The 22129-nt window shown below is 71.2% G+C and carries 23 protein-coding genes; 13 read left to right on the top strand and 10 right to left on the bottom strand.

Annotated features, from left to right (window positions below; genetic code table 11):
• Window positions 1-129: 129 nt before the first annotated feature.
• Window positions 130-420: a DUF1905 domain-containing protein gene (locus BMY74_RS06755; protein ID WP_089911249.1), complete on the top strand. Its 291-nt coding sequence runs from the start codon at window positions 130-132 to the stop codon at window positions 418-420.
• Here the strand turns inward: BMY74_RS06755 and BMY74_RS06750 are convergent.
• The gene (locus BMY74_RS06750) at window positions 417-1550 is read right to left on the bottom strand and encodes an endonuclease/exonuclease/phosphatase family protein (protein WP_218159539.1); all 1134 of its coding nucleotides are present in this window, start codon (window positions 1548-1550) and stop codon (window positions 417-419) included. The two genes, BMY74_RS06755 and BMY74_RS06750, sit on opposite strands and share 4 nt — an antisense overlap.
• 188 nt (window positions 1551-1738) lie before the next feature.
• On the opposite strand from BMY74_RS06750, the gene BMY74_RS06745 reads away from it, so the two are divergent.
• On the top strand, window positions 1739-4351 hold the full coding sequence (locus tag BMY74_RS06745; protein WP_425434819.1) for an AfsR/SARP family transcriptional regulator: 2613 nt from the start codon (window positions 1739-1741) through the stop codon (window positions 4349-4351).
• Here BMY74_RS06745 and BMY74_RS06740 read toward each other — a convergent pair.
• Window positions 4348-6312 (bottom strand): MDR family MFS transporter, encoded by a 1965-nt coding sequence (locus BMY74_RS06740; RefSeq protein WP_089912554.1) that lies wholly within the window; start codon window positions 6310-6312, stop codon window positions 4348-4350. The genes BMY74_RS06745 and BMY74_RS06740 overlap by 4 nt on opposite strands.
• A gap of 165 nt (window positions 6313-6477) precedes the next feature.
• Here BMY74_RS06740 and BMY74_RS06735 point away from each other — a divergent pair, with 165 nt between their 5' ends.
• The 4 genes from BMY74_RS06735 to BMY74_RS06720 all read left to right on the top strand — a co-directional run bounded on the left by BMY74_RS06735 (window position 6478) and on the right by BMY74_RS06720 (window position 9247).
• On the top strand, window positions 6478-6810 hold the full coding sequence (locus BMY74_RS06735) for a putative quinol monooxygenase (protein WP_089911242.1): 333 nt from the start codon (window positions 6478-6480) through the stop codon (window positions 6808-6810).
• A gap of 52 nt (window positions 6811-6862) precedes the next feature.
• A complete protein-coding gene (locus BMY74_RS06730; protein WP_089911239.1) occupies window positions 6863-7141 on the top strand; it encodes a hypothetical protein in 279 nt (92 codons plus the stop codon).
• Window positions 7138-8781: a GMC family oxidoreductase gene (locus tag BMY74_RS06725; protein WP_089911236.1), complete on the top strand. Its 1644-nt coding sequence runs from the start codon at window positions 7138-7140 to the stop codon at window positions 8779-8781. Before BMY74_RS06730 ends, BMY74_RS06725 begins: the two co-directional genes overlap by 4 nt.
• A 91-nt stretch (window positions 8782-8872) precedes the next feature.
• Window positions 8873-9247, top strand: coding sequence for a YciI family protein (locus tag BMY74_RS06720; RefSeq protein ID WP_089911234.1), 375 nt, complete (start codon window positions 8873-8875; stop codon window positions 9245-9247).
• Here the strand turns inward: BMY74_RS06720 and BMY74_RS44840 are convergent.
• Window positions 9232-9762, bottom strand: a complete 531-nt coding sequence (locus BMY74_RS44840; RefSeq protein WP_177229607.1) for a cupin domain-containing protein — start codon at window positions 9760-9762, stop codon at window positions 9232-9234. The two genes, BMY74_RS06720 and BMY74_RS44840, sit on opposite strands and share 16 nt — an antisense overlap.
• Window positions 9752-11263, bottom strand: coding sequence for an FAD-dependent monooxygenase (locus BMY74_RS06710; protein ID WP_089911231.1), 1512 nt, complete (start codon window positions 11261-11263; stop codon window positions 9752-9754). The genes BMY74_RS44840 and BMY74_RS06710 overlap by 11 nt, the downstream gene beginning before the upstream one ends.
• Before the next feature lie 54 nt (window positions 11264-11317).
• Between BMY74_RS06710 and BMY74_RS06705 the strand changes: the two genes are divergently transcribed.
• From BMY74_RS06705 to BMY74_RS06695, 3 genes are read left to right on the top strand one after another with little or no spacing between them, the layout of a single operon-like run.
• Window positions 11318-12301, top strand: coding sequence for an ABC transporter substrate-binding protein (locus tag BMY74_RS06705; RefSeq protein WP_089912551.1), 984 nt, complete (start codon window positions 11318-11320; stop codon window positions 12299-12301).
• The gene (locus BMY74_RS06700) at window positions 12298-13020 is read left to right on the top strand and encodes an ABC transporter ATP-binding protein (protein WP_089911229.1); all 723 of its coding nucleotides are present in this window, start codon (window positions 12298-12300) and stop codon (window positions 13018-13020) included. Before BMY74_RS06705 ends, BMY74_RS06700 begins: the two co-directional genes overlap by 4 nt.
• Complete coding sequence (locus tag BMY74_RS06695) at window positions 13017-13766, top strand: ABC transporter permease (protein ID WP_089911226.1); 750 nt, start codon at window positions 13017-13019, stop codon at window positions 13764-13766. Before BMY74_RS06700 ends, BMY74_RS06695 begins: the two co-directional genes overlap by 4 nt.
• Here the strand turns inward: BMY74_RS06695 and BMY74_RS06690 are convergent.
• Window positions 13763-14419: a TetR/AcrR family transcriptional regulator gene (locus tag BMY74_RS06690; protein ID WP_089911223.1), complete on the bottom strand. Its 657-nt coding sequence runs from the start codon at window positions 14417-14419 to the stop codon at window positions 13763-13765. The two genes, BMY74_RS06695 and BMY74_RS06690, sit on opposite strands and share 4 nt — an antisense overlap.
• A 79-nt stretch (window positions 14420-14498) precedes the next feature.
• Between BMY74_RS06690 and BMY74_RS06685 the strand changes: the two genes are divergently transcribed.
• Complete coding sequence (locus BMY74_RS06685; protein ID WP_089911220.1) at window positions 14499-15329, top strand: SDR family NAD(P)-dependent oxidoreductase; 831 nt, start codon at window positions 14499-14501, stop codon at window positions 15327-15329.
• Here BMY74_RS06685 and BMY74_RS06680 read toward each other — a convergent pair.
• From BMY74_RS06680 to BMY74_RS06670, 3 genes are read right to left on the bottom strand one after another with little or no spacing between them, the layout of a single operon-like run.
• Window positions 15326-15994, bottom strand: a complete 669-nt coding sequence (locus BMY74_RS06680) for a CE1759 family FMN reductase (protein WP_089911217.1) — start codon at window positions 15992-15994, stop codon at window positions 15326-15328. The genes BMY74_RS06685 and BMY74_RS06680 overlap by 4 nt on opposite strands.
• The gene (locus tag BMY74_RS06675; protein WP_245785945.1) at window positions 15991-16416 is read right to left on the bottom strand and encodes a MarR family winged helix-turn-helix transcriptional regulator; all 426 of its coding nucleotides are present in this window, start codon (window positions 16414-16416) and stop codon (window positions 15991-15993) included. The genes BMY74_RS06680 and BMY74_RS06675 overlap by 4 nt, the downstream gene beginning before the upstream one ends.
• On the bottom strand, window positions 16413-17570 hold the full coding sequence (locus tag BMY74_RS06670) for an LLM class flavin-dependent oxidoreductase (protein WP_089911213.1): 1158 nt from the start codon (window positions 17568-17570) through the stop codon (window positions 16413-16415). Before BMY74_RS06670 ends, BMY74_RS06675 begins: the two co-directional genes overlap by 4 nt.
• Before the next feature lie 89 nt (window positions 17571-17659).
• On the opposite strand from BMY74_RS06670, the gene BMY74_RS06665 reads away from it, so the two are divergent.
• Window positions 17660-18265 (top strand): ABC transporter ATP-binding protein, encoded by a 606-nt coding sequence (locus BMY74_RS06665; protein ID WP_089911210.1) that lies wholly within the window; start codon window positions 17660-17662, stop codon window positions 18263-18265.
• Window positions 18262-19605: a DUF6297 family protein gene (locus tag BMY74_RS06660; RefSeq protein ID WP_089911207.1), complete on the top strand. Its 1344-nt coding sequence runs from the start codon at window positions 18262-18264 to the stop codon at window positions 19603-19605. The genes BMY74_RS06665 and BMY74_RS06660 overlap by 4 nt, the downstream gene beginning before the upstream one ends.
• On the opposite strand, the gene BMY74_RS06655 is transcribed toward BMY74_RS06660, so the two are convergent.
• Window positions 19602-20261 (bottom strand): type 1 glutamine amidotransferase domain-containing protein, encoded by a 660-nt coding sequence (locus BMY74_RS06655; RefSeq protein ID WP_089912544.1) that lies wholly within the window; start codon window positions 20259-20261, stop codon window positions 19602-19604. The two genes, BMY74_RS06660 and BMY74_RS06655, sit on opposite strands and share 4 nt — an antisense overlap.
• Before the next feature lie 56 nt (window positions 20262-20317).
• Here BMY74_RS06655 and BMY74_RS06650 point away from each other — a divergent pair, with 56 nt between their 5' ends.
• Window positions 20318-21211 carry a LysR family transcriptional regulator gene (locus BMY74_RS06650; RefSeq protein WP_245785944.1) on the top strand — a complete coding sequence of 298 codons (894 nt, stop codon included), beginning with the start codon at window positions 20318-20320 and terminating at the stop codon, window positions 21209-21211.
• Here the strand turns inward: BMY74_RS06650 and lexA are convergent.
• Window positions 21208-21867, bottom strand: a complete 660-nt coding sequence (lexA, locus tag BMY74_RS06645) for a transcriptional repressor LexA (RefSeq protein WP_089912538.1) — start codon at window positions 21865-21867, stop codon at window positions 21208-21210. The genes BMY74_RS06650 and lexA overlap by 4 nt on opposite strands.
• Window positions 21868-22129: the final 262 nt, after the last annotated feature.

Below are 22129 nucleotides of genomic sequence, written 5' to 3'. Positions count from 1 at the left end.
TCGGATACCCGGAGTGACGGCGTAAGACCTGGGAAGCACGAGCGAGGTGTCGCCCGTCCGCCGGCCTTGACCGGTCCGACGCCACCACGTCGTCCACCTCCACTGGCTCACTGCTGGAAGGATGACGCGATGTTCGTCTTCGACGCGGAACTGTGGCTCTGGGACGCCCGCCGCCTGGACACGTGGACCTTCGTCACCCTCCCCGAGGACGTCTCGGACCAGATCCGCGACGTAGCTGCCCCAGGCACCGGCTTCGGCGCCGTCAAGGTGCGGGCCGGCGTAGGCGCCAGCACGTGGTCGACGTCGGTGTTCCCCGACAAGCAGTCCGGCTGCTACGTGCTGCCCGTCAAAGCCGCCGTGCGCAAGAAGAACGACGTGGCCCCGGGCGACGTCATCGAGGTAACGGTCGAACTGATCTAACGCGTCCAGTCGATGTCGGCGTAGATCGCGGCGTGGTCGCTGGCCGCGTGCACCTCAGCGGTCATGGTTTCGTAGACGTCCCAACGGTTGCGGGTGCGCGGGCCGCGCCACACGCCCTTGCGGAAGACGCCGCCTCCGGTGGCCTTGGCGAACAGCGGTGGGGTGAGCAGGACGTAGTCGATCTTGCCCTTCTCGTTGACACCGCGGTACGTGCCGAAGCGGTGGTTCCAGTCGAAGTTCTCGTGCTCGCTGATGTCTCGCAGGCCCGTGCGCTGGAACAGGGGGCGGAGGCACTCGCTGTCCGCCGTGTCGTTGAGGTCGCCGACCACGGCGATGTGGTCGTGGCCCTCGTCGCGCAGGCGGTTGACGATGCGGGCGATGCGGACGGCCTGGCGGAAGCGGCGGCGGGCGCCCAGCGGGTCGCCGGGGGTGCTGTAGCCCTTGGACTTCAGGTGGTTCACGAGCACGACGACCTCGGGGCCCGCCGGGGTGCGGACGTGGTACTCGGCGCAGTCGCGGGAGAAGATGAAGCCCGACCTGTCCTGCGCGTAGACGTGCGTGCGCATCATGATGACCTGGTGGGCGTCGCGGGTCAGCAGGCCCACGTTGATGCCGCGCTCGTCGTTGCCGTCGACGAGGTGGACCTCCTCGTACGGGGTCCAGCCGACGTGCTTGAGCATCGACGCGGAGAACATGTGCAGCAGCTCGCGTGATTCCGCCTCGACGACGCCGAGGACGTGCGCGCCCACGTCGCGCATCACCTGGGCGGTGTGGCGGGTGGCGAGTTCGCTGATGGGTTCGGTGGTGAGCTCGACCCAGCCGACCCAGGACTCGCGACCGCTCGCCACGACCGAGGTCTCGCCGGTGCGGTGGCGGGCGAGGAAGCGGCCGCGGATGCGCCGCAGGACCGCGTACCTGCTCCGGTCGCTCCTGAGCAACTCGAGCGTCGCCAGGTGTTCTTTGAGCTCTTCCTTGACTTCCGGCGGGTAGGTCTCGGAGGCGATGAGTTCGTTGAAACGGGCGTGGGCGGCCAGGACCGGGGCCGCGTGCTTGGTGGCGTTGCGGCCCATCACTTTGGGGCGCTCGAACATGTTCTCCACGTTGAACGACCCGATCCGGGTGGTGCTCACGGTTTCAGGGTCGCATGTGGAGGAACGGATCAGCCCTGGTCCGCTCGGGTGATCTTTCGCTGCGGCGGTGGTGGAGGGAAGACCCCTGGCTGGGCTGCCGGGTCCGGTCGGACGCGGGGCCTTCCCACGGTGACGACCCTGCCCGGTGAACCTAGGATGAACCTTGAACCCGCTGCTGAGGAGTGATCTTGGAGTTCGGGCTGCTCGGCGCCGTGGAGGTGCGCGACGAGGGCGCGCTGGTCGACGTCGGCCACGTCCGGCAACGGTCCGTGCTGGCCGCGCTGCTGGTGGAGGAGGGCAGGCCGCTGCCCGTCGACCGGCTGCTCGACCGCGTCTGGGGTGAGCGGGCGCCGCTGCGGGCCCGCGAGACGCTCTACGGCTACGTGTCGCGGCTGCGCAAGCTGCTCGGGCTGGACATCGAGCGTTCTCCCGCGGGGTACCGGCTCGCGGTGGCCCCGTCACAGGTGGACCTGTTCCGCTTCAGGGCTTTCGTGCGTGATCGTGACTTCGACGCGGCGCTCGGGCTGTGGCGCGGGCGGGCGGTGGACGGGCTCGAGTCGCCGTGGTTCGACGCGCTGCGCGAAAGCCTGCACGCCGAACGCCTCGCCGCCGAACTGGACCGCAACGACGCGGCGCTCGCGGACGGCCGGCACGCCGCGCTGCTGCCGTCGTTGCGCGTGCTCGCCGGCGAACACCCGCACGACGAACGCCTTGCCGCGCAACTGATGCTGGCGTTGCACCGCTCGGGCAACGACGCGGAGGCGTTGCGGCACTACGAGGTCGTGCGCCGCGGCCTCGCGGACGAGCTCGGCGTCGACCCGAGCAGGCCGCTGCAGGACGTGCACCAGCGGATCCTCGTGGGAAGCGGGGAAGAGAGGCCCGCCGGACCACGTCAGTTGCCCGCGCCGCACCCGTGGTTCACCGGCCGCACCGACGAGCTCGCGGCGCTCGACCGGCCCGGCACCGTCGTGATCACCGCGCTCGGCGGCACGGGCGGCATCGGCAAGACCGCGCTGGCGCTGCACTGGGCCCACCGGCACCTGGCCGACTTCCCGGACGGCCAGCTCTACGTCAACCTGCGCGGCTTCGACCCGTCCGCCGAGCCGACGCCTCCCGAGGCGGTGCTGCGCGAGTTCCTGGAGGCGTTGGGGGAGGAGACGATCCCGGCCGGCCTCGACGCACGGGCCGCCCGCTACCGGAGCCTCGTCGCCGGCCGGCGGGTGCTGGTGCTGCTCGACAACGCCCGCTCCACCGAACAGGTCGTGCCGCTGCTGCCCGGCCCGGACGCGACGGTGCTCGTCACGAGCAGGCTCAAGCTCGCGGGCCTGGTGGCCGCGCACGGCGCCCGCTCCGTGTCGCTCGACGTGCTGGATCCGGCCGACGCGCGCGAGTTCCTCGTGGCGAGGCTGGGCCCCGCACGCGTGGCGGCCGAACCCGAGGTCGTCGCGGACCTGGTGAGCTGGTGCGGAGGCCTGCCGCTGGCGTTGTCGATCGTCGCCGCGCGCGCCGCGATGGAACCGGGCTTCCCGCTGGCCGCGTTCGCCGCGGAACTGCGCGACCAACCCCTCGACGCCCTCGACACGGGCGAGATCGGCACGAACCTGCGCGCCGTGTTCTCGTGGTCCGTGGCCGCGCTGTCCGACGAGGCGGCGCGCGCGTTCGGCCTGCTCGGCACCGTCGGCACGGCGGACATCAGCTTGACGGCGGCCGCCGCGGTGGTGGACCGGCCGGCCGCGAGGACCCGGATGGTGTTGCGGGAACTGGAGAACGCGCACCTCGTGCAGCAGCACGTGCCCGGTCGCTACCGCATGCACGACCTCGTCGGGCTGTACGCGGCCGACCTCGCCGCCGACGCGGGCACCCGGCTGGCCGACTTCTACGCGGCGACGGCACGGGCGGCCGCGCTCATGCTGGAACCGCACAAACCGTTGCCAGAGCACCAAAGCAGCCACGCGCTGACCTTCGACACGAACGCCGCGGCGATGGCGTGGTTCGACGCGGAGCACGCCTGCCTGCTGACCGAACAGCGCCAGGCCTTGGCATGCAACGGGTTCGACGTCGTCTGGCTCATCGGCCGCGCGCTGAACAACTACCACCTCCGCCGAGGCCGCACGACCGACGACGTCGAGGCCTGGCTGATGGCGTTGCGCGCCGCGCAGGCGTGGGACGACCGGCTCAAGCAGTCCGCCGCGCACCGCTGCCTCGGCGCCGACTACATCGAGCTGGGCCAGTCGGCGTTGGGGCACGAGCACCTGGAGCGCGGCCTGGAGCTGTGCGAGGGCGACCACGAGGCGCAGGGCGGCGCGCACCGGGCGATCGCGTGGGCGGCGGAGTTCGAGGGCGACCTGGAGAAGGCGCTGGAGCACTCGCTCGCCGGGCTGGAGCAGTTCCGCGCGGCAGGGCACGAGGTCCGCGAGGCGGAGGCGCTGAACGAGGTCGGCTGGCGGTACGCGTGCCTGGGCCGCTACGCCGAAGCACGCACGTTCTGCGAAGAAGCCATGCTGCTCAACACCAGGCTCGGTCACGCCGAGGGTTCCGCGGCCACGCTCGACAGCCTCGCGCACATCGCCCACCACGACGGCCGCCACGCCGACGCCGTCGCGCACTACGGCGAGGCGCTGGCGCTCTACCGCGAGCTGGACAACTCCGCCGAGGAGGCCACCGTGCTCGAACACCTCGGGGACGTCCACGCGGCGGCGGGGGAGGACGAGCCGGCGCGCGAGAGGTGGGGGAGGGCGCTGAAGCTGTACCGGGAGCAGGGCCGCGACGCGGAGGCCGCGGCCCTGGAGGCGAGGATCTAGACGCGGCTGAGCTGCCGGCCGCTCTCGATCAGCTCGTCGGCGAACGAGTCGAGCGCGTGGGCGAAGTCGCGCTGGTCCGGCTCGTGCCAGTCCTGCAGCTGGTCGAGCAGCCAGCGCCGCCAGGCGACGACGAGCTGGGCGAACACGTCCGCGCCGAGGTCGGTGAACCGGTAGCCGTCGTCGCCGAACGCCAGGTGCCCGGACCGCACGAGGGCCTGCGCGGTCGGTTCGAAGATGCCACCGGGCACCTTCGTCATCTCGCCGATCTCGTCCAGCGTCGCCACCCCGTCGTCGGTCGACGCCCGGTACACGCGGCCGAGCATCCAGGCCTGTTCCAGCGGCAGGTCGACGCCGGAACGCCGCAGCACCGCCATTCCGGGGTCCTCCGACGACCTGGAGACGACCGTGGACACCAGCTTGCGCAGCTCGTCGTAGGAGTTCGACGGCGGCGCGGCGAAGCTCTCGCCCACACCGCTGTTGCCCGCCGCGGCCGCCCGGGACGTGTCCCGCAGCTGCACCTGCGGCAGGAAGACCGCGACCAGCAACGCCACCAGGCCGATCGGGGCGGCGATGAAGAACATCATCTGCACGGTCTCCGCGTACCCGGCGACGATCGGCGCCCGCACCGCTTCCGGCAGCGCGTGGACGGCGGCGGGGCTCGCGATGGCGCGCGGGTCGACGCCCGGCGGCACCACGAGGTGCTTCGGTAGCTGGTTCGCGTAGATCGTGCCGAAGATCGCGACGCCGAACGAGCTGCCCATCGTGCGCAGGAAGCTGATGCCGGACGTCGCCACGCCGAGGTCGGTGTAGTTCGTGGTGCTCTGCACGACGATCACCGGCACCTGCATCACCAGGCCGATGCCCGCGCCCAGCACCACCATGAACGCGCCCATCTCCCAGTAGCTGGTCGAGGCGTCCAGCAGCGACAGCAGGAACAGGCCGACGGTGAGCACGACCGAGCCGACGATCGGGAACGGCCGGTAGAGGCCGGTGCGGCTGATCGTGTTGCCGGTGAGCAGGGCCGTGGACATCAGGCCCGCGATCAGCGGCAGCATCCACAGCCCGGACGCCGTGGCCGACTCGCCGCGCACGTACTGCAGGTAGATCGGCAGGTACGTGATGCCGCCGAGCATCGCGAACCCGACGACGAAGCTCAGGATGCCCGACACCGTGAACACCCTGCTGCGGAACAACCTCATGGGCAGCATCGGCTCGGCCGCGCGCTGCTCCACGAACACGAACGCGACGAGCAGCACCACCGACCCGGCCGCCATCCACAGGATCGTCGGCGACGTCCAGGCGTACTCCGTGCCACCCCAGCTCGTGACGAGCGTCAGTCCGGTCGCCGCCAGGGCGATCAGCGCGATGCCCGCGTAGTCGATCCTCGGGCGGCCCTCGGCCCTGATCGCCGGCAGCGCCGCGACCGCCACCAGCACGACGGCGATGCCGAGCGGGATGTTCACGTAGAACGCCCACCGCCAGCTCAGGTGGTCGACGAACAGCCCGCCGAGCAACGGCCCGGCGACCGTCGCGACACCGAACACCGCGCCCGCCAGGCCCTGGAACTTGCCGCGTTCCTTCAACGGCACGACGTCCGCGATGATCGCCGTCGAGGTGACCATCAACCCGCCTGCGCCGAGCCCCTGCACCGCGCGGAACGCGATCAGCGTGCCCATCGACTCCGACCAGCCCGCGAAGAACGACCCGACCAGGAACAGCGCGACGCTGACGAGGAACGTCTTCTTGCGCCCGTAGAGGTCGCCGAACTTGCCGATCAGCACCGTCATGATCGTCTCGGCGAGCAGGTACGACGTCACCACCCACGACAGGTGTGCGCCGCCACCCAGGTCGGCCACCATCGTGGGCAGCGCGGTGGACACGATCGTCTGGTCGAGCGCGGCCAGCAGCATGGCGAGCAGGACGGCCGCGACGACCAGGTTCCGCCTGCGGGTGTCGATCATCTCGGGCACTCGGGGATGATCGCGCAGGTTGGACGACCTCGCAGGGGGAGGAACCCGATGGGGGCGCGGGGGAGGTGGGGCGCGGAGGGGTGCCGGGCGGGCCGCCGGTCGTTGACCGCGCAAACAGACTAGGGTCGGGTGCGTTCAGCCGAAGGAGGGGTCGTCTTGATCTTCATCACCGCCAAGTTCCTCGTCCTGCCCGAGCACGCCGAGGCGTGGCCCGAGATCAGCAGGAGCTTCACCGAGGCCACCCGCGCCGAGGCCGGCTGCCTGTGGTTCGACTGGTCGCGCAGCCTCGACGACCCGAACGAGTACGTGCTGGTCGAGGCGTTCCGCGACGGTGACGCGGGTGGTGTGCACGTGAACTCGGAGCACTTCAAGAACGCCCAGAAGGAGCTGCCGCGGTACCTCGCGGAGACGCCCCGGATCGTCAGCCAGAACGTGGACCAGGACGACTGGTCGCGGCTCGGCGAGATGGAGGTTGCGCCACGCGGGTGAGCCTCGCCCGGATCGTTTGGTGCACGTGGTTCCTCCGCCAGAGGATGGCCCGATGGACGCCTTCGTGGAGTTGTCCGCCGAGCTGACCGGGTTCTCGGCGGAGGAGCTGAGGTCGACCGGACTGGTCGAGCAGTACCGCGCGCTGGCCGACGGCGCGTCCGAGGCCGAGATCATCGAGCTCTGGTACACCGGGGTCTGGCGCGGTGTCATCCCGACCGAGCGCGCCTACGCCGAGGGCCTGGCGTGGAAGGCCGTGGGGGTCGCCGCGCCGGGCACGTCGGCGCCGGGGTTCGGCAGCTGGGAGCGCAGACCGCGAAGAAGCGCCCGGTGAGGGCCGTGGTCGTCGGCGCGGGGTTCGCCGGCTCGCTCGTCGCGAAGGTGCTGGGGGACAACGGGTTCCGCGTGCTCGTGCTGGAGGCGGGTGCCGAGCCGAACGAGGACGCGGTCAGCAGGTACCGCACGGCCCTGGTGAAGTCGCCGCTCGTGCCGTTCCGCCGGACCGCCGCGGCGCCGTCGAGCGACTACGTGGTCGACACCGGGCCGCACTCCCTCGCGAGCCCCTACCTGCGCATGAACGGCGGTACCGGCACCGCCTGGACCGGCATCACACCCCGCATGCGGCCCGACGACTTCCGCACCGGCGACCTCGGCCGCGGCCGCAACTGGCCGTTGTCCTACGACGACCTGGAGCCCTCCTACCGCGCGGCGGAGTGGGAGATCGGGATCGCGGCCGACGCCGACGAGCAACGCCGGCACGTTCCCATCCCCGAGGGCTACCGCTACCCGATGCACGCGCTGCCGCGCACGTTCCTCGACGACGCCATCGCGTCCGTTGTGGACGGTCAGCGCATCGACGGCCGCGAGCTCCTGGTCGTCGGCACACCCCAGGCGCGCAACGGCGTCCCGGTCGACGGCTACCACCCGGACGGACAGCTGTGTGCGGGTTTCGCGAGCTGTGTGCCGGTCTGCCCGGAGGGCGCCAAGTACACGCCGCACCGGACGCAGAGGCGGTGGTCGTCCACTGTGGAGCTGCGCACGCGTTGTGCGGTGAACCGGTTGCACGCCGACGAGTTCGGCCGCATCACGAAGGTCGACTACCAGCGCTACGAGGACGACACGTCCGGCCGGCACACCCGGCACTCGGTGGAGGCGGACGTCGTCGTCCTCGCCGCGCACGCGATCGAGAACGCCAAACTGCTGCTCCTGTCCGGGCTCGCGAACAGCAGCGACCAGGTCGGTCGCAACCTCATGGGCCACCCCGTGCTGCTGACGTGGGGTCTGATGCCGCACCCGATCGGCCCGTTCCGCGGTCCCGGCTCGACGACCGGCATCGAGACCTTCCGGTCGGGACCCGAGCGCCGGGAGCGGGCGCCGTTCCGCATCGAGATCGGCAACTGGGGCTGGGGCTGGTCGGCAGGAAGCCCCGGTTCGGACACCGCCGAACTCGTCGCGGCCGGCCTGCGCGGCACCGCGTTGAGGCAGGCCGTGGCGGAGCGGGTCGGCAGGCAGTTCACGCTGCAGATCGAGGTCGAGCAGGAGGCCGACCCGGCCAACCGCGTCACGCTCGCCGCGGAACGCGACGCGCTCGGCACCCCGCGGCCGTCCGTCCACTACGCGCTGTCCGAGTACGCCAAGGACGGCCTGCTGGCGTCGAAACGGGTCTCGGACCGCCTCTTCGAGATGCTCGGCGCCGAGGACCACACCGCCTACAAGCCGGACGACGGGCACTACTTCGAGCACAACGGCGAGCCGCTGCGCTACTGGGGCGCCGGGCACAGCGGCGGCACGCACGTGATGGGCTCCTCGCCGCGCGACTCCGTGGTGGACCAGTGGCAGCGTTGCTGGGACCACCCCAACCTGTACGCCGTGGGGTGCGGCAGCATGCCGTCGCTCGGCACGTCGAACCCGTCGCTCACGATGGCGGCACTGGCGTTGCGGACCGCGGACCACCTGGTGTCACGCGCCCGCTGAAGAAGTTCCGCGCAGAATGTCGAAAGCTCCGTGACGTCGATCGACGCAGGGGTGGCGGCCGACGGCCGTCAGTCGACAACGAGGAGACACCATGCGTTTCATGCTCATGCACCGCGTCCCGGAGGACGACCCGGCCTCGTGGGAGCCGAACCCCGAGCTCATCGAGCGGATGAACGCGTTCGTGGAGAAGCTGACCGCGAACGGCGTCATGCTCGGCGCCGAGGGCGTCCACCAGCGCGGTGCGGTGGTGCGCAGGCGCGGCACGGCGATCAGGTCGGTCGACGGGCCGTTCGCCGAGGCCAAGGAGGTCGTCGGCGGCTTCCTGCTGATCAACGCCAGGGACCTCGCCGAGGCCACGGCGGTGGCCGAGGAGTACGTCACCTGCTTCGCGGGCGTCGAGGAGATCTCGATCGAGGTCCGTCCGGTCGTCGAGGCCGAGGACATCGAGCCCTACCTCGACAGGTAGGCCAGCTCGACGACGAACCACTCGCCGTCGAACCGGCACGGTCCACCGGGGTGCAGCCGCACGTCCTCGGCGTCCAGCGCGACGAGGACGTGCGGCCCCTCCAGGTCCAGGGACCGGTCGACGACGGTGCGCACGCCGACGTCGTCGTGCCGGACGTCGAGCGGTTCGGGCAGGTTCTCGCCGAGGTCCTTCAGCTCGACCAGCCGGTTGCGGTAGGAGGTCGTGCCGATGTTCGTGAGCCGGTGCACGGGCGACACGGGCCGGTAGACGTGGCCGCCGCGGTGTTCGTGGACGAACCTCGGCTCGCTGCCGTCGAGCCAGTCCATGCGGCCTTCCGAGCCCTCGACGCTGAGCACCACGTACGGGTTGTGGTGCAGGTGCCACGCGTGCGTCTCGCCCGGTTCGAGCGCCACCTCCCACACCCTGATCACCGGGTCGTCGTGCAGCACGCGCTGCCCGACGTCGACGAGCACGACCTCCTCACCCGACGGCGAGAGCACGACGTCACCCTTCAAGGCGCACCTCCTGCAGGTAGCGGGCTCGGACGGACTGCCACGACGTGGCGGTCCACGGTTCGACGTGGGCGATGTGCGCGTCCGGCCGCAGCAGCACGACGACCTCGCCGAAGCGCTCGCGCACCGCGTCGCCGGGGTCGAAGTAGGCACGCGGCGCGTCCCACCGGCTCACGACGACCTGCCGCAGCCCGGCGGGGTCGTCGCCGGGCAGGAACGGCCGGCGGCGCGCGTCCGTGAGGTGCAGCGCCAGGAACGTGTCGCGGCACAACTCGTGCAGGTGCACGGGACCGCGCGGACCGAAGACCCGCAGGTCCGGGGCGCGGTCGCCGACCTGCGGCGGGCCGGTGCGCGTCATCGACCAGTCGGCGCCCAGCCGCACGCCGAGCAACGTCCGCGTCATCGCGTCCCGCCAGCCCGCAACGGAGTCCGAACGCCGCGACATCACCGCACGGGCCGCCTCCGCCATCGCGCCCGAACCGTGCACGGCCACCGGCCTCTGCTCGGCCTCGTAGCCTTCCAGCAACCCGGCGGCGGCCCACCCGCGCAGCACCCACGCCAGCCGCCACGGCAGGTTGGACGCGTCGAGCACGCCGGTGTTCAGGCCCAGTGCCCACATGGGTGTGATCAGGTGCGCCGCGTCGCCCAGCAGGAACACACGGCGGTCGCGCCACGACGACGCCACCCGGTGGTGCACGGTGTAGACGTTGCTGTCCAGCACCTCCACCGACTCGACCTCGCCGACGAAGTGCCGGGCCCTGTCGCGCAACTCGTCCGCGGACGGCTCGGGGCGGCCGGGTGCCAGCGGGAACACGAACCGCCAGCAGTGCGGCTGCCGCACCAGGACCATCCACTCCTCGCGGTCGCCGAAGTAGGCGAGGTACGGGTAGTCGCGCGGGTTCTCGACGTCGAGGTCGCACACCAGGTCGACCAGCACGTACCGCTGCTCCAGCGTGTGCCCGTCCATGCGCGCGCCGAGGCGTTCGCGCACGGTCGACCGCCCGCCGTCGCACCCCAGCGCGTACGCCGCTTCGAACTCGACGATTCCATCCGAAGTGGACAGTTGCAGCGTCACGCCGTCGTCGTGCTGCACGAAGTCCACGAGCCGGTGGCCCATCCGCAACGCTCCGGGCGCCCGTTCGCTCAGCACGCCGGCCAACACGGGCTCCAGCTCGTGCTGCGGAACGTTGACGACGAACGGGAACCGCGTCTCGTCCGCCAGCGCGGACAACAGGACGCTCCCGGTCGACGTCCCGGTCGCCCGGTCCACCTCGCCGATCTCGTCGAGCCGCAGCGACACCTCCAGCACCGGTCCCAGCGCGCCGTACCGGTCGAGCACCTCCAGCGTGCGCGTCAGGACGGTGCCCGCTCTGGTGTCGGCGGACAGGACGTCGCCCGCCTCGAAGACGACTACCGGGACATCGTGCGCGACCAGGCCCAGCGCGGTGATCAGCCCCACCGGGCCCGCGCCGATCACGGCCACCGGACGATCGGACGTGTTCATGAACCCTCCCCGCCCCCTATGTTCGAGCACGAGGGTGCCTTCGGGGGAGGGAACATGCGGAAAGCGTTTTCAACCGTGCTCGTCCTGCTGGCTGTCGCGGCCTGTTCGTCACCGGCTGAGGTGCAGCTCCTGCAGAAGATCAACTACCTGACGTCGTTCGGCACGTTCGGACGGGACGCCTACGCCTACGTGGCGAAGGAGAAGGGGTTCTTCGACCGGGCGGGGCTCGACGTCACGATCACGCCGGGCACCGGCAGCGTCGACGTGCTGAAGCTGGTCTCGGCCGGGCGGGCGGACTTCGGCGTCGCCGACTTCACCGCCACGGCGATCACGACGGCCAAGGAGAAGCTGCCGGTCACCGTCGTGGCGGCGGTCCAGCAGCGGTCACTGGCCGCGATCGTCGCACTCGAGGGCGGCGCCATCAGCAAGCCCGCAGACCTGGAGGGCAAGAGGATCGGGGACCAGCCGGGGTCCACCAACCAGGTGATGTTCCCCGTCTACGCCAAGGCCGCGGGCATCGATCCCGCGAAGGTCCAGTTCGTCCCGTCCGCCCCGCCCGCGCTGCCACAGCTGCTGGCGGCCGGGCAGGTCGACGGCATCGGCCAGTTCGTCGTCGGCAAGCCGCTGATCGAGGCCGCCACCCAGGGCAAGAAGGCCGTCGTGCTGCCGTACGGCGACCTGGTGCCCGACCTCTACGGCAACGCGCTCGTCACGTCCAAGGAGGTGCTGGGCAGGGGCGAGACGGCGACCAAGTTCATCGGGGCGCTGCTCCAGGGACTCGAGTACTCGATCGAGCACCCGGACGAGGTCGCGCCGATCCTCAAGAAGTACCAGCCGACGCAGGACGCGGCGGTCGCGAGCGCCGAGGTCGGGCTGATGGCGCCGTACGTCCGGCCGTCCGGCTACAGCGGACCCGTCGGCGGGATCACCGAGGACCGGGTCGCCAAGGTGGTCCGCACGCTCGTCGAGGCCGGTGCGATCACCGAAGGGTCGTTGCAGCCCAACGACTTCGTGTCCTTCGGGAGTTCGCCGAAGTGATCACCCTGAACGGGGTCTCGCACTCCTTCGACGGCGTGCACGCGCTCGACGGCATCGACCTGGAGGTGGGCGAGCACGAATTCGTGGCGGTGATCGGGCGGTCGGGCTGCGGCAAGTCAACGCTGCTGCGGCTCGTCGCCGGCCTGCTCACCCCGTCCGCCGGCGGGATCTCCGTCGCGGGCGAGCGGGTCGTCAGGCCGCGTCGGGACGTCTCGGTGATGTTCCAGCGGCCCGCGCTGCTGCCGTGGCGGACGGTGCTCGCCAACGTCCTGTTGCCGGTGGAGGTCTTCGGCCTCGCGGATCACCGCGACCGCGCGCACGAGCTGCTGGAGCTGACCGGGCTCGGCGGGTTCGAGAAGCGCCGGCCGCACGAGCTGTCCGGCGGCATGCAGCAGCGGGTGTCGCTGTGCCGGTCGCTGATCCAGAGCCCGCGGGTGATGCTGATGGACGAGCCGTTCTCCGCGCTGGACGCGATCACCCGCACCGAGCTCTGCGAGGAGCTGCAACGGGTCCAGCTCGCCCGGCCGCGCGCCGTCGTGTTCGTGACGCACTCGATCGACGAGGCCGTGCTGCTGGCCGACCGGATCGTGGTGCTCAGCCCGCGGCCCGGCCGGATCCGCTCGGTGGTCGACGTCGGTCTGCCCCGCCCGCGTGCGCTCGGTCAGGTCGAGCTCGACGCGGTGAGCCGGGAGCTGCGCGGACTGCTGGTGACGGCGTGAAGGCCGTGCTGCCGGTGCTGGGCCTGCTGGCGATCGTCGGGATCTGGTGGCTCGCGACGATCGTGTTCGAGATCCAGCCGCTGCTCGTGCCGTCGCCCGCGGACGTGGTCGAGTCGTTCCTGGAGCTGCCCGGCTACCTGCTCGAACAGGCGCTGGTCACGGTGTGGGAGGCCGTGTCCGGCTTCGGACTGTCCGTCGTGGCCGGTGTGCCGCTCGCGCTGCTGATCGTGTGGTCGCGCGTCCTGGAGCGGATGTTCTACCCGCTGCTGGTGGCCCTGAACGCCGTGCCGAAGGTCGCCATCGCGCCGATCGTGGTGGTGTGGTTCGGGTTCGGCCTCACCTCGAAGGTGCTCATGGTCGTGCTCGTGTGCGTCTTCCCGATCGTCATCTCCACGGCGTCCGGGATGAGGTCGACGCCGGCCGAACTGGTCGAGCTGTTCCGGTCGCTCGACGCCACGCGCACGCACGAGTTCTTCAAGCTGCGCCTGTGGCACGCGCTGCCGCAGGTCTTCGTCGGCCTGAAGGTGTCGATCACGCTCGCCGTCATCGGGGCGGTGATCGGCGAGTTCGTCGGGGCCGACGCCGGACTGGGCTACGTGATCCTGCAGTCCGGCGCCAGCGCCGACACCTCGCTGGCGTTCGCGGCGATGGCACTGCTGGCGGTCATCAGCGTGGCGCTCTTCTACGCCCTGACCTGGACTGAGCGGAAGCTCGTGCCCTGGTCGGAGGAGCACCGGGTCGTCTAGCGCGCCAGCCGGTCCAGCAGTTCGCCGAGCAGCGCGCGTTCGCCCGGCGTGAGGTCACCGGGGTCGTCCGAGACCAGGGCCCGCAGGGTGAGCGCGGTGCTCGCGCGCGTCGCCGGGCCGTCGGCCGACGGCGTGTGCAGCACACCGGCGAGCGCGGCCTCGCGAACGCGTTCGGACAGCCCGAAGTCCGGCTCCGGCTGGGTGATCAGGGTCAGCGTGATGCCGACGTTGGCGGCGAGCACCTGTTCGGCGGCGTCGTCCGCGGGCACCTTCAGCATGCCCCGTGCGGCGGCCTCGGTGAACCGCTCGCGCAACGCGGCGTGCGCGGGAGCCGTGACGGCACAGGGCTTTCCCGGCAGGGCGCGGCCGTAGAGCAGGGCGTAGAACGACGGGTGCTCCAGCCCGAACCGCACGTGCCGGTCCCAGCCCTCGCGCAGGTCGCCGAGCGGGTCGCCGGAGCTCTCCACGGCCGTGTACTGGGTGAAGCCGTGGTTCGCGACGGCGTCGATCAGGCCCTGCTTGCTGCCGAAGTGGTGGTACAGCGTCGGCGCCTGCACCCCGGCGCGTTCGCACACCGCCCTCGTGGACACCGTGCCGCCGCCCTCCAGCAACTCCGCCGCGGCGAGCAGGAGCCGATCCCGTGCGTTCTGCATGCTTGCTACATTAGCGCATGTAGCGCTACATTGCTTTCTATAGCGCTACATGGAGCGCTGTAGCGATGGGAGAAGTCAGATGAGGACCTGGTTCATCACCGGTGGGACGCCCGGAGGGTTCGGCCTGGTCTACGCCGAGGCCGCCCTGGAACAGGGCGACCAGGTGGTCGTGACCGCACGGCGGCCCGCTGAGCTGCGGGAATGGGCCGAGGAGTACGGCGACCGCGTGCTGGTGCTGCCGCTCGACGTCACCGATGCCGATCAGGTGCGCGCGGCGGTCAAGGCGGCGGAGGAGCGGTTCGGCGGGATCGACGTGCTCGTCAACAACGCGGGCCGCGGCTGGTACGGGTCGGTCGAGGGAGCCCCTGAGGAGACGATCCGCCGCACGTTCGACCTCAACCTGTTCGCGGTGGTCGACGTGATCCGCGCGGTCCTGCCGGGCATGCGGGCCCGCGGCGACGGCTGGATCGTGAACATGTCGTCGGTGGCGGGGCTGGTCGGCGCGCAGGGGTTCGGCTACTACGCGGCGGCGAAGTTCGCGCTCGAAGGTCTGTCGGAGTCGCTGCGGCCCGAGGTCGAGCCGTTCGGCGTCCGGGTGCTCGTCGTGGAGCCGGGCGCGTTCCGCACCAAGGCCTACGCAGGCTTCCAGGACGAGCCCGTCAACGAGGTGGTCGACGCCTACGTGCCGATGGTCGAGAGCGTCAAGGCGGCGTTCGTGGCCCACGACGGCCGGCAGGAGGGTGATCCCGTGCGCGGGGTGCGAGCGGTGATCAGCGCGATGAACGCACCCGTTCCGCCGCAGCGGATCGTGCTCGGCAACTCCGGCTACGACGTCGTCGTCGCGATGCACGAGAAGGCGCTCGCGGAGCTGCGCGAGAACGAGAAGCTCTCGCGCAGCGCCGACTTCTAGCTGGCCGCTCCACCGGCGGCGAGGCGCATCAGGTCGGAGTCGAGGTCGATCGTCAGCTCCGTGCCTCCCGCGCTGCCGAACTCGTGCTGGTAGCTGCCCCACGACTCGTCGCGCACGGTCTTCTCGAAGCCCGACGTCATGAGTGCCACCAGTTCGAGGGCCGCCCGGTCGATGCGCTTGTTCAGGCCGTTGTCCTGCCAGTCCTCGGTCGCGGCGAACAGCGACGTCGGCACGACCACGGTCCGCAGGTAGGCGAACAGACCGCGCATCTGGTCGTCGACCACGAGAGCGTGCCTCGCGGTGCCGGCGGTCGCGGCGAGCACGACGGGCTTCGCGATCAGCAGGTCGTTGTCGAGGACCTGGAAGAACGACGTGAACAGGCCGCTCGCGCCCGCCTTGTAGACGGGGGTGCTCGCGATGATCGCGTCCGCGTGCTGCAGGGTCGTGATCGCCTTCTGCAGCTTGGGTCCGATGTGGTTCGACACCAGCGCGTTCGCGATTTCGGAGGCGAGTTCGCGCAGCTCGATGACACTCGTGCCGACGGTCTGCGACCGCTTGCCGGCGAGCGTCGTGACGCGTCCGGCGACGCGGTCGGCGAGCAGGCGGGTGGACGACGGGTCGCTGGTGCCCGCCGACACGACCACCAGCTGGAAGTTCTGGCTCATCGCTCCTCGTTCTGGCTGAGCTTGCCGGTGATCGCGGCGAGCTGGTCGAGTTCCTCCGGCGTCAGCACGCTCAGGGCGCGCGTGACGCTGCGTGCGTGCGGGCTGCCGATCCGCCGCTGGGTCTCGCGGCCCGCGGGGGTGAGCGACAGGCGCACACCCCTGCGGTCGCCGAGGTCGGGGCACCGTTGCACGTAGCCCCGTTCGACGAGGCGCTCGACCATGCGGGACAGGGCGGGCTGGCTCAGCAGCACGTGGCGGTTCAGCTCACTCATCCTGAGTGGACTGTCGCACTTGGACAGCTGGTACAGCACGTCGTACTCCCGCATGGTCAGGTCGCCCCAGATGTCCTCCGCGTTGAACTGCTTCATCAACACGGAGTACGCCTTCATGAGCGACTCCCACGCTTCGTTGGCTCCGGTCACTTCTCGTCCTGGTAGGGCGAGCCGCCCGTGACGTTGTCACCCCGGTTGGCGTTCGGCCGCGGCTGACGGGCGGGCTTGTCGCCGTACTTGTCCTTGACGCGCCCGGCGTGCGTCGGCGGCTTGGCGGTCTCCGGGTCCTGCCGCGCCTCGATCTCCTTGCGCAGCACCGGGACGACCTCCTCGCCCAGCAGGTCGAGCTGGTTCAGCACCGTCTTGAGCGGCAGGCCGGCGTGGTCCATCAGGAACATCTGGCGCTGGTAGTCGCCGAAGTGCTCGCGGAAGGTCAGCGTCTTGTCGATGACCTCCTGCGGGCTGCCGACCGACAGCGGCGTCTGCTCCATGAAGTCCTCCATCCGCGGCCCGTGGCCGTAGACGGGGGCCTCGTTGAAGTACGGGCGGAACTCGTTCAGCGCGTCCTGCGACCGCTTCGCGATGTACGCCTGGCCGCCGAGGCCGACGATGGCCTGCTTCTCCGTGCCGTGGCCGTAGTGCGCGTACCGCTGGCGGTAGAACTTGATCAGCCGGATGTAGTGCTCCTTCGGCCAGAAGATGTTGTTGGCGAAGAAGCCGTCACCGTAGAACGCGGCCTGCTCGGCGATCTCCGGCGTGCGGATCGACCCGTGCCACACGAACGGCGGCAGGTCGTCCAGCGGACGCGGCGTGGAGGTGAAGCCCTGCAGCGGGGTGCGGAACTTGCCCTCCCAGTCGACGACGTCCTCGCGCCACAACCGGTGCAGCAGGTTGTAGTTCTCGAGCGCCAGCGGCAGGCTCTGCCGGATGTCCTGGCCGAACCACGGGTAGACCGGCGCGGTGTTGCCGCGGCCCAGCATCAGGTCCATGCGACCCTTCGCCAGGTGCTGCAGCATCGCGTACTCCTCGGCGATGCGCACCGGGTCGTTCGTCGTGATCAGCGTCGTCGCGGTGCTGACGATGAGCTTCTTGGTCTTCGCCGCGATGTGGCTGAGCAGCGTCGTCGGCGCGGACGAGAAGAACGGCGGGTTGTGGTGCTCGCCGATCGCGAACACGTCGAGCCCGACCTCCTCGGCCTTCTCCGCGATCTGCACGATCGCGTCGATCCGCTCGGCCTCGCTCGGGGTCTCGCCGCTCACCGGGTCCCTGGTGATGTCGCTCACCGAGAAGATTCCGAACTGCACGGCACCCGCCTCCTTCAAACTTAGTGACTAATGCGTTTGCATCTACTCTAACGCCTGGGCGCCCGATCCATTCCCATTACCCTGATCACATGTCGCTGGGCGTGGGGGACGCCGGCTTCGCCTACGGCGGGGTCCCCGTTTTCGCAGGTCTGTCGTTCGTCGTGGAGCCCGGCGAGGCCGTGGCCGTCGTGGGGGCGAACGGCTCGGGCAAGTCGACGCTGCTGCGCTGCCTCGTCGGCGCCGAGGTGCTCGACACCGGAACCGTGCTGTTCGAGGGCTACCCCCTGGACGAGTCGTCATGCGCCTTCCGCGCGGCCGTCGCGTCGCTGCTGGACGACGCCGACTACTTCCCGGACGTGTCCGTCGTGGAGCACCTGCGGCTGCTGGCGTGGCTGCACGGGTCCGGCGAGGACGTTGCGCGCGTGCTGGCGGAGGTCGGGCTTTCGGCGGTGGCGGACCAGCTGCCGCCCACGTTGTCGTCGGGCCAGCGCCACCGGCTCGGGCTCGCGTCGTGCTTCGTGCGGCCGCGCTCGGTGCTCGTGCTGGACGAACCGGAGCAGCGCCTGGACGAGGCCGGGCGCGCGTGGCTCCGCTCGCGGCTGCTGGCCGAGAAGGCCGCCGGGGTCGCCGTGGTGTTCGCGTCGCACGACGCCGAGCTCGTGGAGGCGGTGGCGTGCCGGACCGTCACGCTGTGACCGCGTGGGCGGTGCGCCGCCGGTTGCGGACTCCGGTGCCGTGGCGGCTGCTGGTCGCGCGGCTGTACTCGCGGCTGGTCGTCTTCGGGATCGTCGCGCTGGTCGCGTACGGGTGGGCGTACGCCGGGCTGACCAAGGCGCCCGCGGCCGGCAGCGCGTGGAGCGCGCTCTGGCTGTCGGTGCTGGGTGCCGCGGTGCTGATGAAGGCGGCGCTGGCGTTCGGTCCGGTGTTCGCCGGTGCCGACCGGATGTTCTGGGTGCTGAGCTCGCCGGTCCGGCGCGGGGCCTTGCTGCGGCCGCGGTTCTTCGGACTGCTGGTGGTCGCGGCCGGGCTGGGGGTCGCCTGGACTGCCGCCGTGTTCGGGCTCGTCGGGGCGGTGGTGCCGGCGCTGGAAGCCGTGGGGATCGGGGCGGCGGTGGGGGTGGCGGTGGTGGCGTTCGCCGTGGTGGTGCAGCGGGGGCGGTGGCGGCCGCAGGGGTGGCTGAGCGGGGTGGTGGGGCTCGCGGTGGTGGCGCTGCTGGTGCCGCTGGAGCTGGGTGTGGAGCCGGGCGCCACCGGCGCACTGCCGGTGGCCGCCTGGGTCCTCGCGATCGGCCTGGCCGTGGCGGCGGGCGTGTCGCTGTCGCGCCTGCGGCGGTCCGACCTCGCGGCAGGAGGTTCATTGGCGGGCGTGGCGAAGGTGTCGGTGAGCTGGTTCGACCTCGCGCTGCTCGGGGCGATCCTCGCCGAGCGCCGGGCGCGTGCCCTGGGACGGGTGAAGTCGGCCCGGCTGGGAGTGGGCGGACGCGGTGCGAGGTCCGCCCCACCCTCCCGGCTCTCCCGTGTCGCCGCCCTCGCCTGGACCGACGCCCTCCGCCTGCGCCGCACCCCCAACGCCGCCCTGGTCTGGGCCGCCCTGCTCCCCGCCCCCGCACTCGTGGCCCTCGGCGGCGAGCCCGAGTTCGCCGCCGCCGTGCAGGTGATCGCCGCCTTCCTGGCCACCGATCGCCTCGCCGCGGGGCTCAGGTTCGTCTGCCGGTCCCCGGCCGTGCGGAGGGTGCTCGGCCTGCCCGACCGGACGTTGCGGCGGGCGCACCTCGTGGTCCCGGCGGCCGGTGCGGTGCTGTGGTGCGCGGTCACCACGGCGTTCACCCCGCACGTGTCCGTGCTCAACGGGCTCGTGTCGGCGGTGGGGGCCGTGGCGGTCGTGTACCGGATCGCGACGCGGCCGCCGGTCGACCACGGGGCCGCGATCGTCGACTTCGGGCTGTTCGGGCCGACGCCGCTCGGGCTGATAGTGCAGCTCAGCCGCGGGCCGGCGTTGCTGACCGTGCTGGCCCTGGTGCAGACGGCGCTCTAGGCGAGCAGCGAGGCCACGCGGGCGGCGGTGGCGGCGGTCGACTGCGGGTTCTGGCCCGTCACGAGGGTGCCGTCCACGACCACCGTGCTCGACCACGGCTCCCCGGCGACGACCCGCGCGCCCAGTGCGGCCAGCCGTCCGGCGACCGAGTAGGGAACGTCCAGGCCGCCCTGGCGCTCTTCCTCGTCGCTGAACACCGCCATCTCCCGGCCGGCGAACACGAACGTGCCGTCGGCGCGGACGGCGCTGAGCAGTCCGGCCGGTCCGTGGCAGAGGGCTGCGACGACCTTGCCGTTGTCGTGGAAGTCAGCGAGCAGGGCGCCCAGGTCGGCGTCGAAGGCGAGGTCCGCCATCGGGCCGTGGCCGCCGGGCAGGTACACGGCGTCGAACGTCGAACCGTCCACATCGGACAGCGAGATCGGCGAGCGCAGGTCCGCGAGGGAGGTGACGGCCTCGTCGAACGTGCCGTCGAGGCTCGCCTTGTCGACCGTCGGCACGACACCGCCCGGCGTCGCCAGGGTGACCTCGACGCCGGCTTCGCGCAGCACGCGCACGGACTCGACGACCTCCTCCGCCCAGAACCCCGTGGGGTGGCTGGACCCGTCCGCCAGCGTCAGCGAGTCGGCGGCGGACACGACCATCAGTAGCTTCTTCATGCCCACAGGACATCACAGATCCGCAGGACGCCGAGTCATGGGCTATAAGCTGAGTTATGGCTTCGAGCTTGACGGACCTGGACCTGCTGGTGACGTTCCTGGAAATCTACCGGGGCGGCTCGCTGACCAGCGCGGCGTCGCGGCGCGGCCTCACCCAGCCGGCGGTCAGCGGTCAGCTCGCCAAGCTGGAGAAGCAGCTCGGGACGACGTTGTTCGTGCGCACCAGCCGCGGGGTCACGCCCACACCCCGTGCCGACGACCTGGCCCGCAGGGTCGGTCCGCACCTCGACCAGCTCACCAGCGCGCTCGACCCCGAACCGGCGCTCGACGGCGTCGTCAGGATCGGGGGAGCGGCGGAGTTCATGACCGTCAGGGGCCTGCCCGCGCTCGCGCCGCTCACGCGCAGGGGCCTGCGGCTCGAGGTCGCGTTCGGCCTGGCCGACGACCTGCTCGCCGACCTCAGGGCCGCCAAGCTCGACGTGGTCCTGTCCTCGGTCCGCCCGGCCGCCGGGTTCACCGCGACACCGCTGACCGACGAGGAGTTCCTGCTGGTCGGCGCGCCGCTGCTGGCCAGGACCGTGGACCGGGACCTGCTGGAGGACGACCCGGCGCGCGCCCTCGAACACCTGCCGCTCGTCGCCTACTCCGGTGACCTGCCGATCGTCCGCCGCTACTGGCGCAGCGAGTTCGGCAGACGTCCGAGGAACGCTCCCACGATCACCGTGCCGGACCTGCGCGCGGTGCTGGCGGCCGTGATCGCCGGGGCGGGCGTCTCGGCCCTGCCGCGCTACCTCGCCGAACCCGCGCTCGCGGCGGGGTCCGTCGAGCAGCTGCACCACCCGGAGGTCCCGCCGCTCAACACCCTCTACGTCGTCACCCGGGGCGCGACCACGGCGGCGACCGACGCCGTCGTGGAGCACCTCGGGTCACGCGACTGGGGTGTCCTCTAAACGCTGCGCAGCACCGACACGACGATGCCGAGGATGACGGCCTTGTCGCCGTCGATCACGGGGTACGCCGCGTTGCGCGGCTCGAGGTACACGTGGCCGTCCTTGCGCTGGTACACCTTGACGGTCGCCTCCTCCTCGATCATGGCGGCGACGATCTGCCCGTTGTACGCCTCGTGCGTCTGCCGGACGACGACCGTGTCGCCGTCGCAGATCGCGGCGTCGATCATCGAGTCGCCGCGCACGCGCAGCGCGAACACGTTGCTGCCGCGGCCGACCAGCCCGCGCGGCAGGTGCAGCACCTCGTCCACGTGCTCGATGGCGGAGATCGGCGCGCCGGCGGCGATGTCACCGACGACGGGCACCGAGATCGAGTCCTCCGAGGCCTGACCCGGCACGACGGGCGCGCCGCTCAGGAACACCCGCACGTCCATCGGACGCGTCACCGAGCCGCCGCGCTTGAGGAAACCCCTGTCCTCCAACGCGGCCAGGTGCTTCGAGACGCTCGACGACGACTTCAGGCCGACCGCCTCGCCGATCTCGCGGGTGCTGGGGGAGTAGCCGTGCTCGACGACCCAGTCGCGGATGGCGACGAGGATCTTCTGCTGGCGTTCCGGCAGCACCGTCGTGTCGAGCTCGAGATCGTCGTAGGCGGTCATCCGGCGATAGTAGTAATCCGCTTGCCAGACACGATCGGGTGGTCGTTCGATCATGAGATGACGTCCGCCCGGGTAGGAGAACTCGTCCGGCTGCGCGGCGTCGAACCGGAGGACTGGGAGGCCTTCCACCGGTTCGACGAGAACACGGGCGACAGCGTTGGGGGAGCAGGACGCGATCGGCCACCGCGCGGGCCGGTTCTCCTGCGGGATCGCGATCGGCACCCTCCACAAAGGACGCGGTTGCACGACCGAAGTGGTGCGG

Source organism: Lentzea albida (assembly GCF_900111005.1).
GTDB classification, from domain to species: domain Bacteria; phylum Actinomycetota; class Actinomycetes; order Mycobacteriales; family Pseudonocardiaceae; genus Lentzea; species Lentzea albida.
This window is presented reverse-complemented; position numbering and strand designations above follow the sequence as displayed.

Bases quoted from the DNA above. Each gene is read 5' to 3' on its own strand.
- BMY74_RS06680 (WP_089911217.1), bottom strand. From the start codon at position 15,994: ATGAGCCAGAACTTCCAGCTGGTGGTCGTGTCGGCGGGCACCAGCGAC.
- BMY74_RS06650 (WP_245785944.1), top strand. From the start codon at position 20,318: ATGGCTTCGAGCTTGACGGACCTGGACCTGCTGGTGACGTTCCTGGAA.
- BMY74_RS06665 (WP_089911210.1), top strand. From the start codon at position 17,660: ATGTCGCTGGGCGTGGGGGACGCCGGCTTCGCCTACGGCGGGGTCCCC.
- BMY74_RS06740 (WP_089912554.1), bottom strand. From the start codon at position 6,312: ATGATCGACACCCGCAGGCGGAACCTGGTCGTCGCGGCCGTCCTGCTC.
- lexA (WP_089912538.1), bottom strand. From the start codon at position 21,867: ATGACCGCCTACGACGATCTCGAGCTCGACACGACGGTGCTGCCGGAA.
- BMY74_RS06755 (WP_089911249.1), top strand. From the start codon at position 130: ATGTTCGTCTTCGACGCGGAACTGTGGCTCTGGGACGCCCGCCGCCTG.
- BMY74_RS06710 (WP_089911231.1), bottom strand. From the start codon at position 11,263: ATGAACACGTCCGATCGTCCGGTGGCCGTGATCGGCGCGGGCCCGGTG.
- BMY74_RS06730 (WP_089911239.1), top strand. From the start codon at position 6,863: ATGGACGCCTTCGTGGAGTTGTCCGCCGAGCTGACCGGGTTCTCGGCG.
- BMY74_RS06690 (WP_089911223.1), bottom strand. From the start codon at position 14,419: ATGCAGAACGCACGGGATCGGCTCCTGCTCGCCGCGGCGGAGTTGCTG.
- BMY74_RS06720 (WP_089911234.1), top strand. From the start codon at position 8,873: ATGCGTTTCATGCTCATGCACCGCGTCCCGGAGGACGACCCGGCCTCG.
- BMY74_RS06705 (WP_089912551.1), top strand. From the start codon at position 11,318: ATGCGGAAAGCGTTTTCAACCGTGCTCGTCCTGCTGGCTGTCGCGGCC.
- BMY74_RS06685 (WP_089911220.1), top strand. From the start codon at position 14,499: ATGAGGACCTGGTTCATCACCGGTGGGACGCCCGGAGGGTTCGGCCTG.
- BMY74_RS06655 (WP_089912544.1), bottom strand. From the start codon at position 20,261: ATGAAGAAGCTACTGATGGTCGTGTCCGCCGCCGACTCGCTGACGCTG.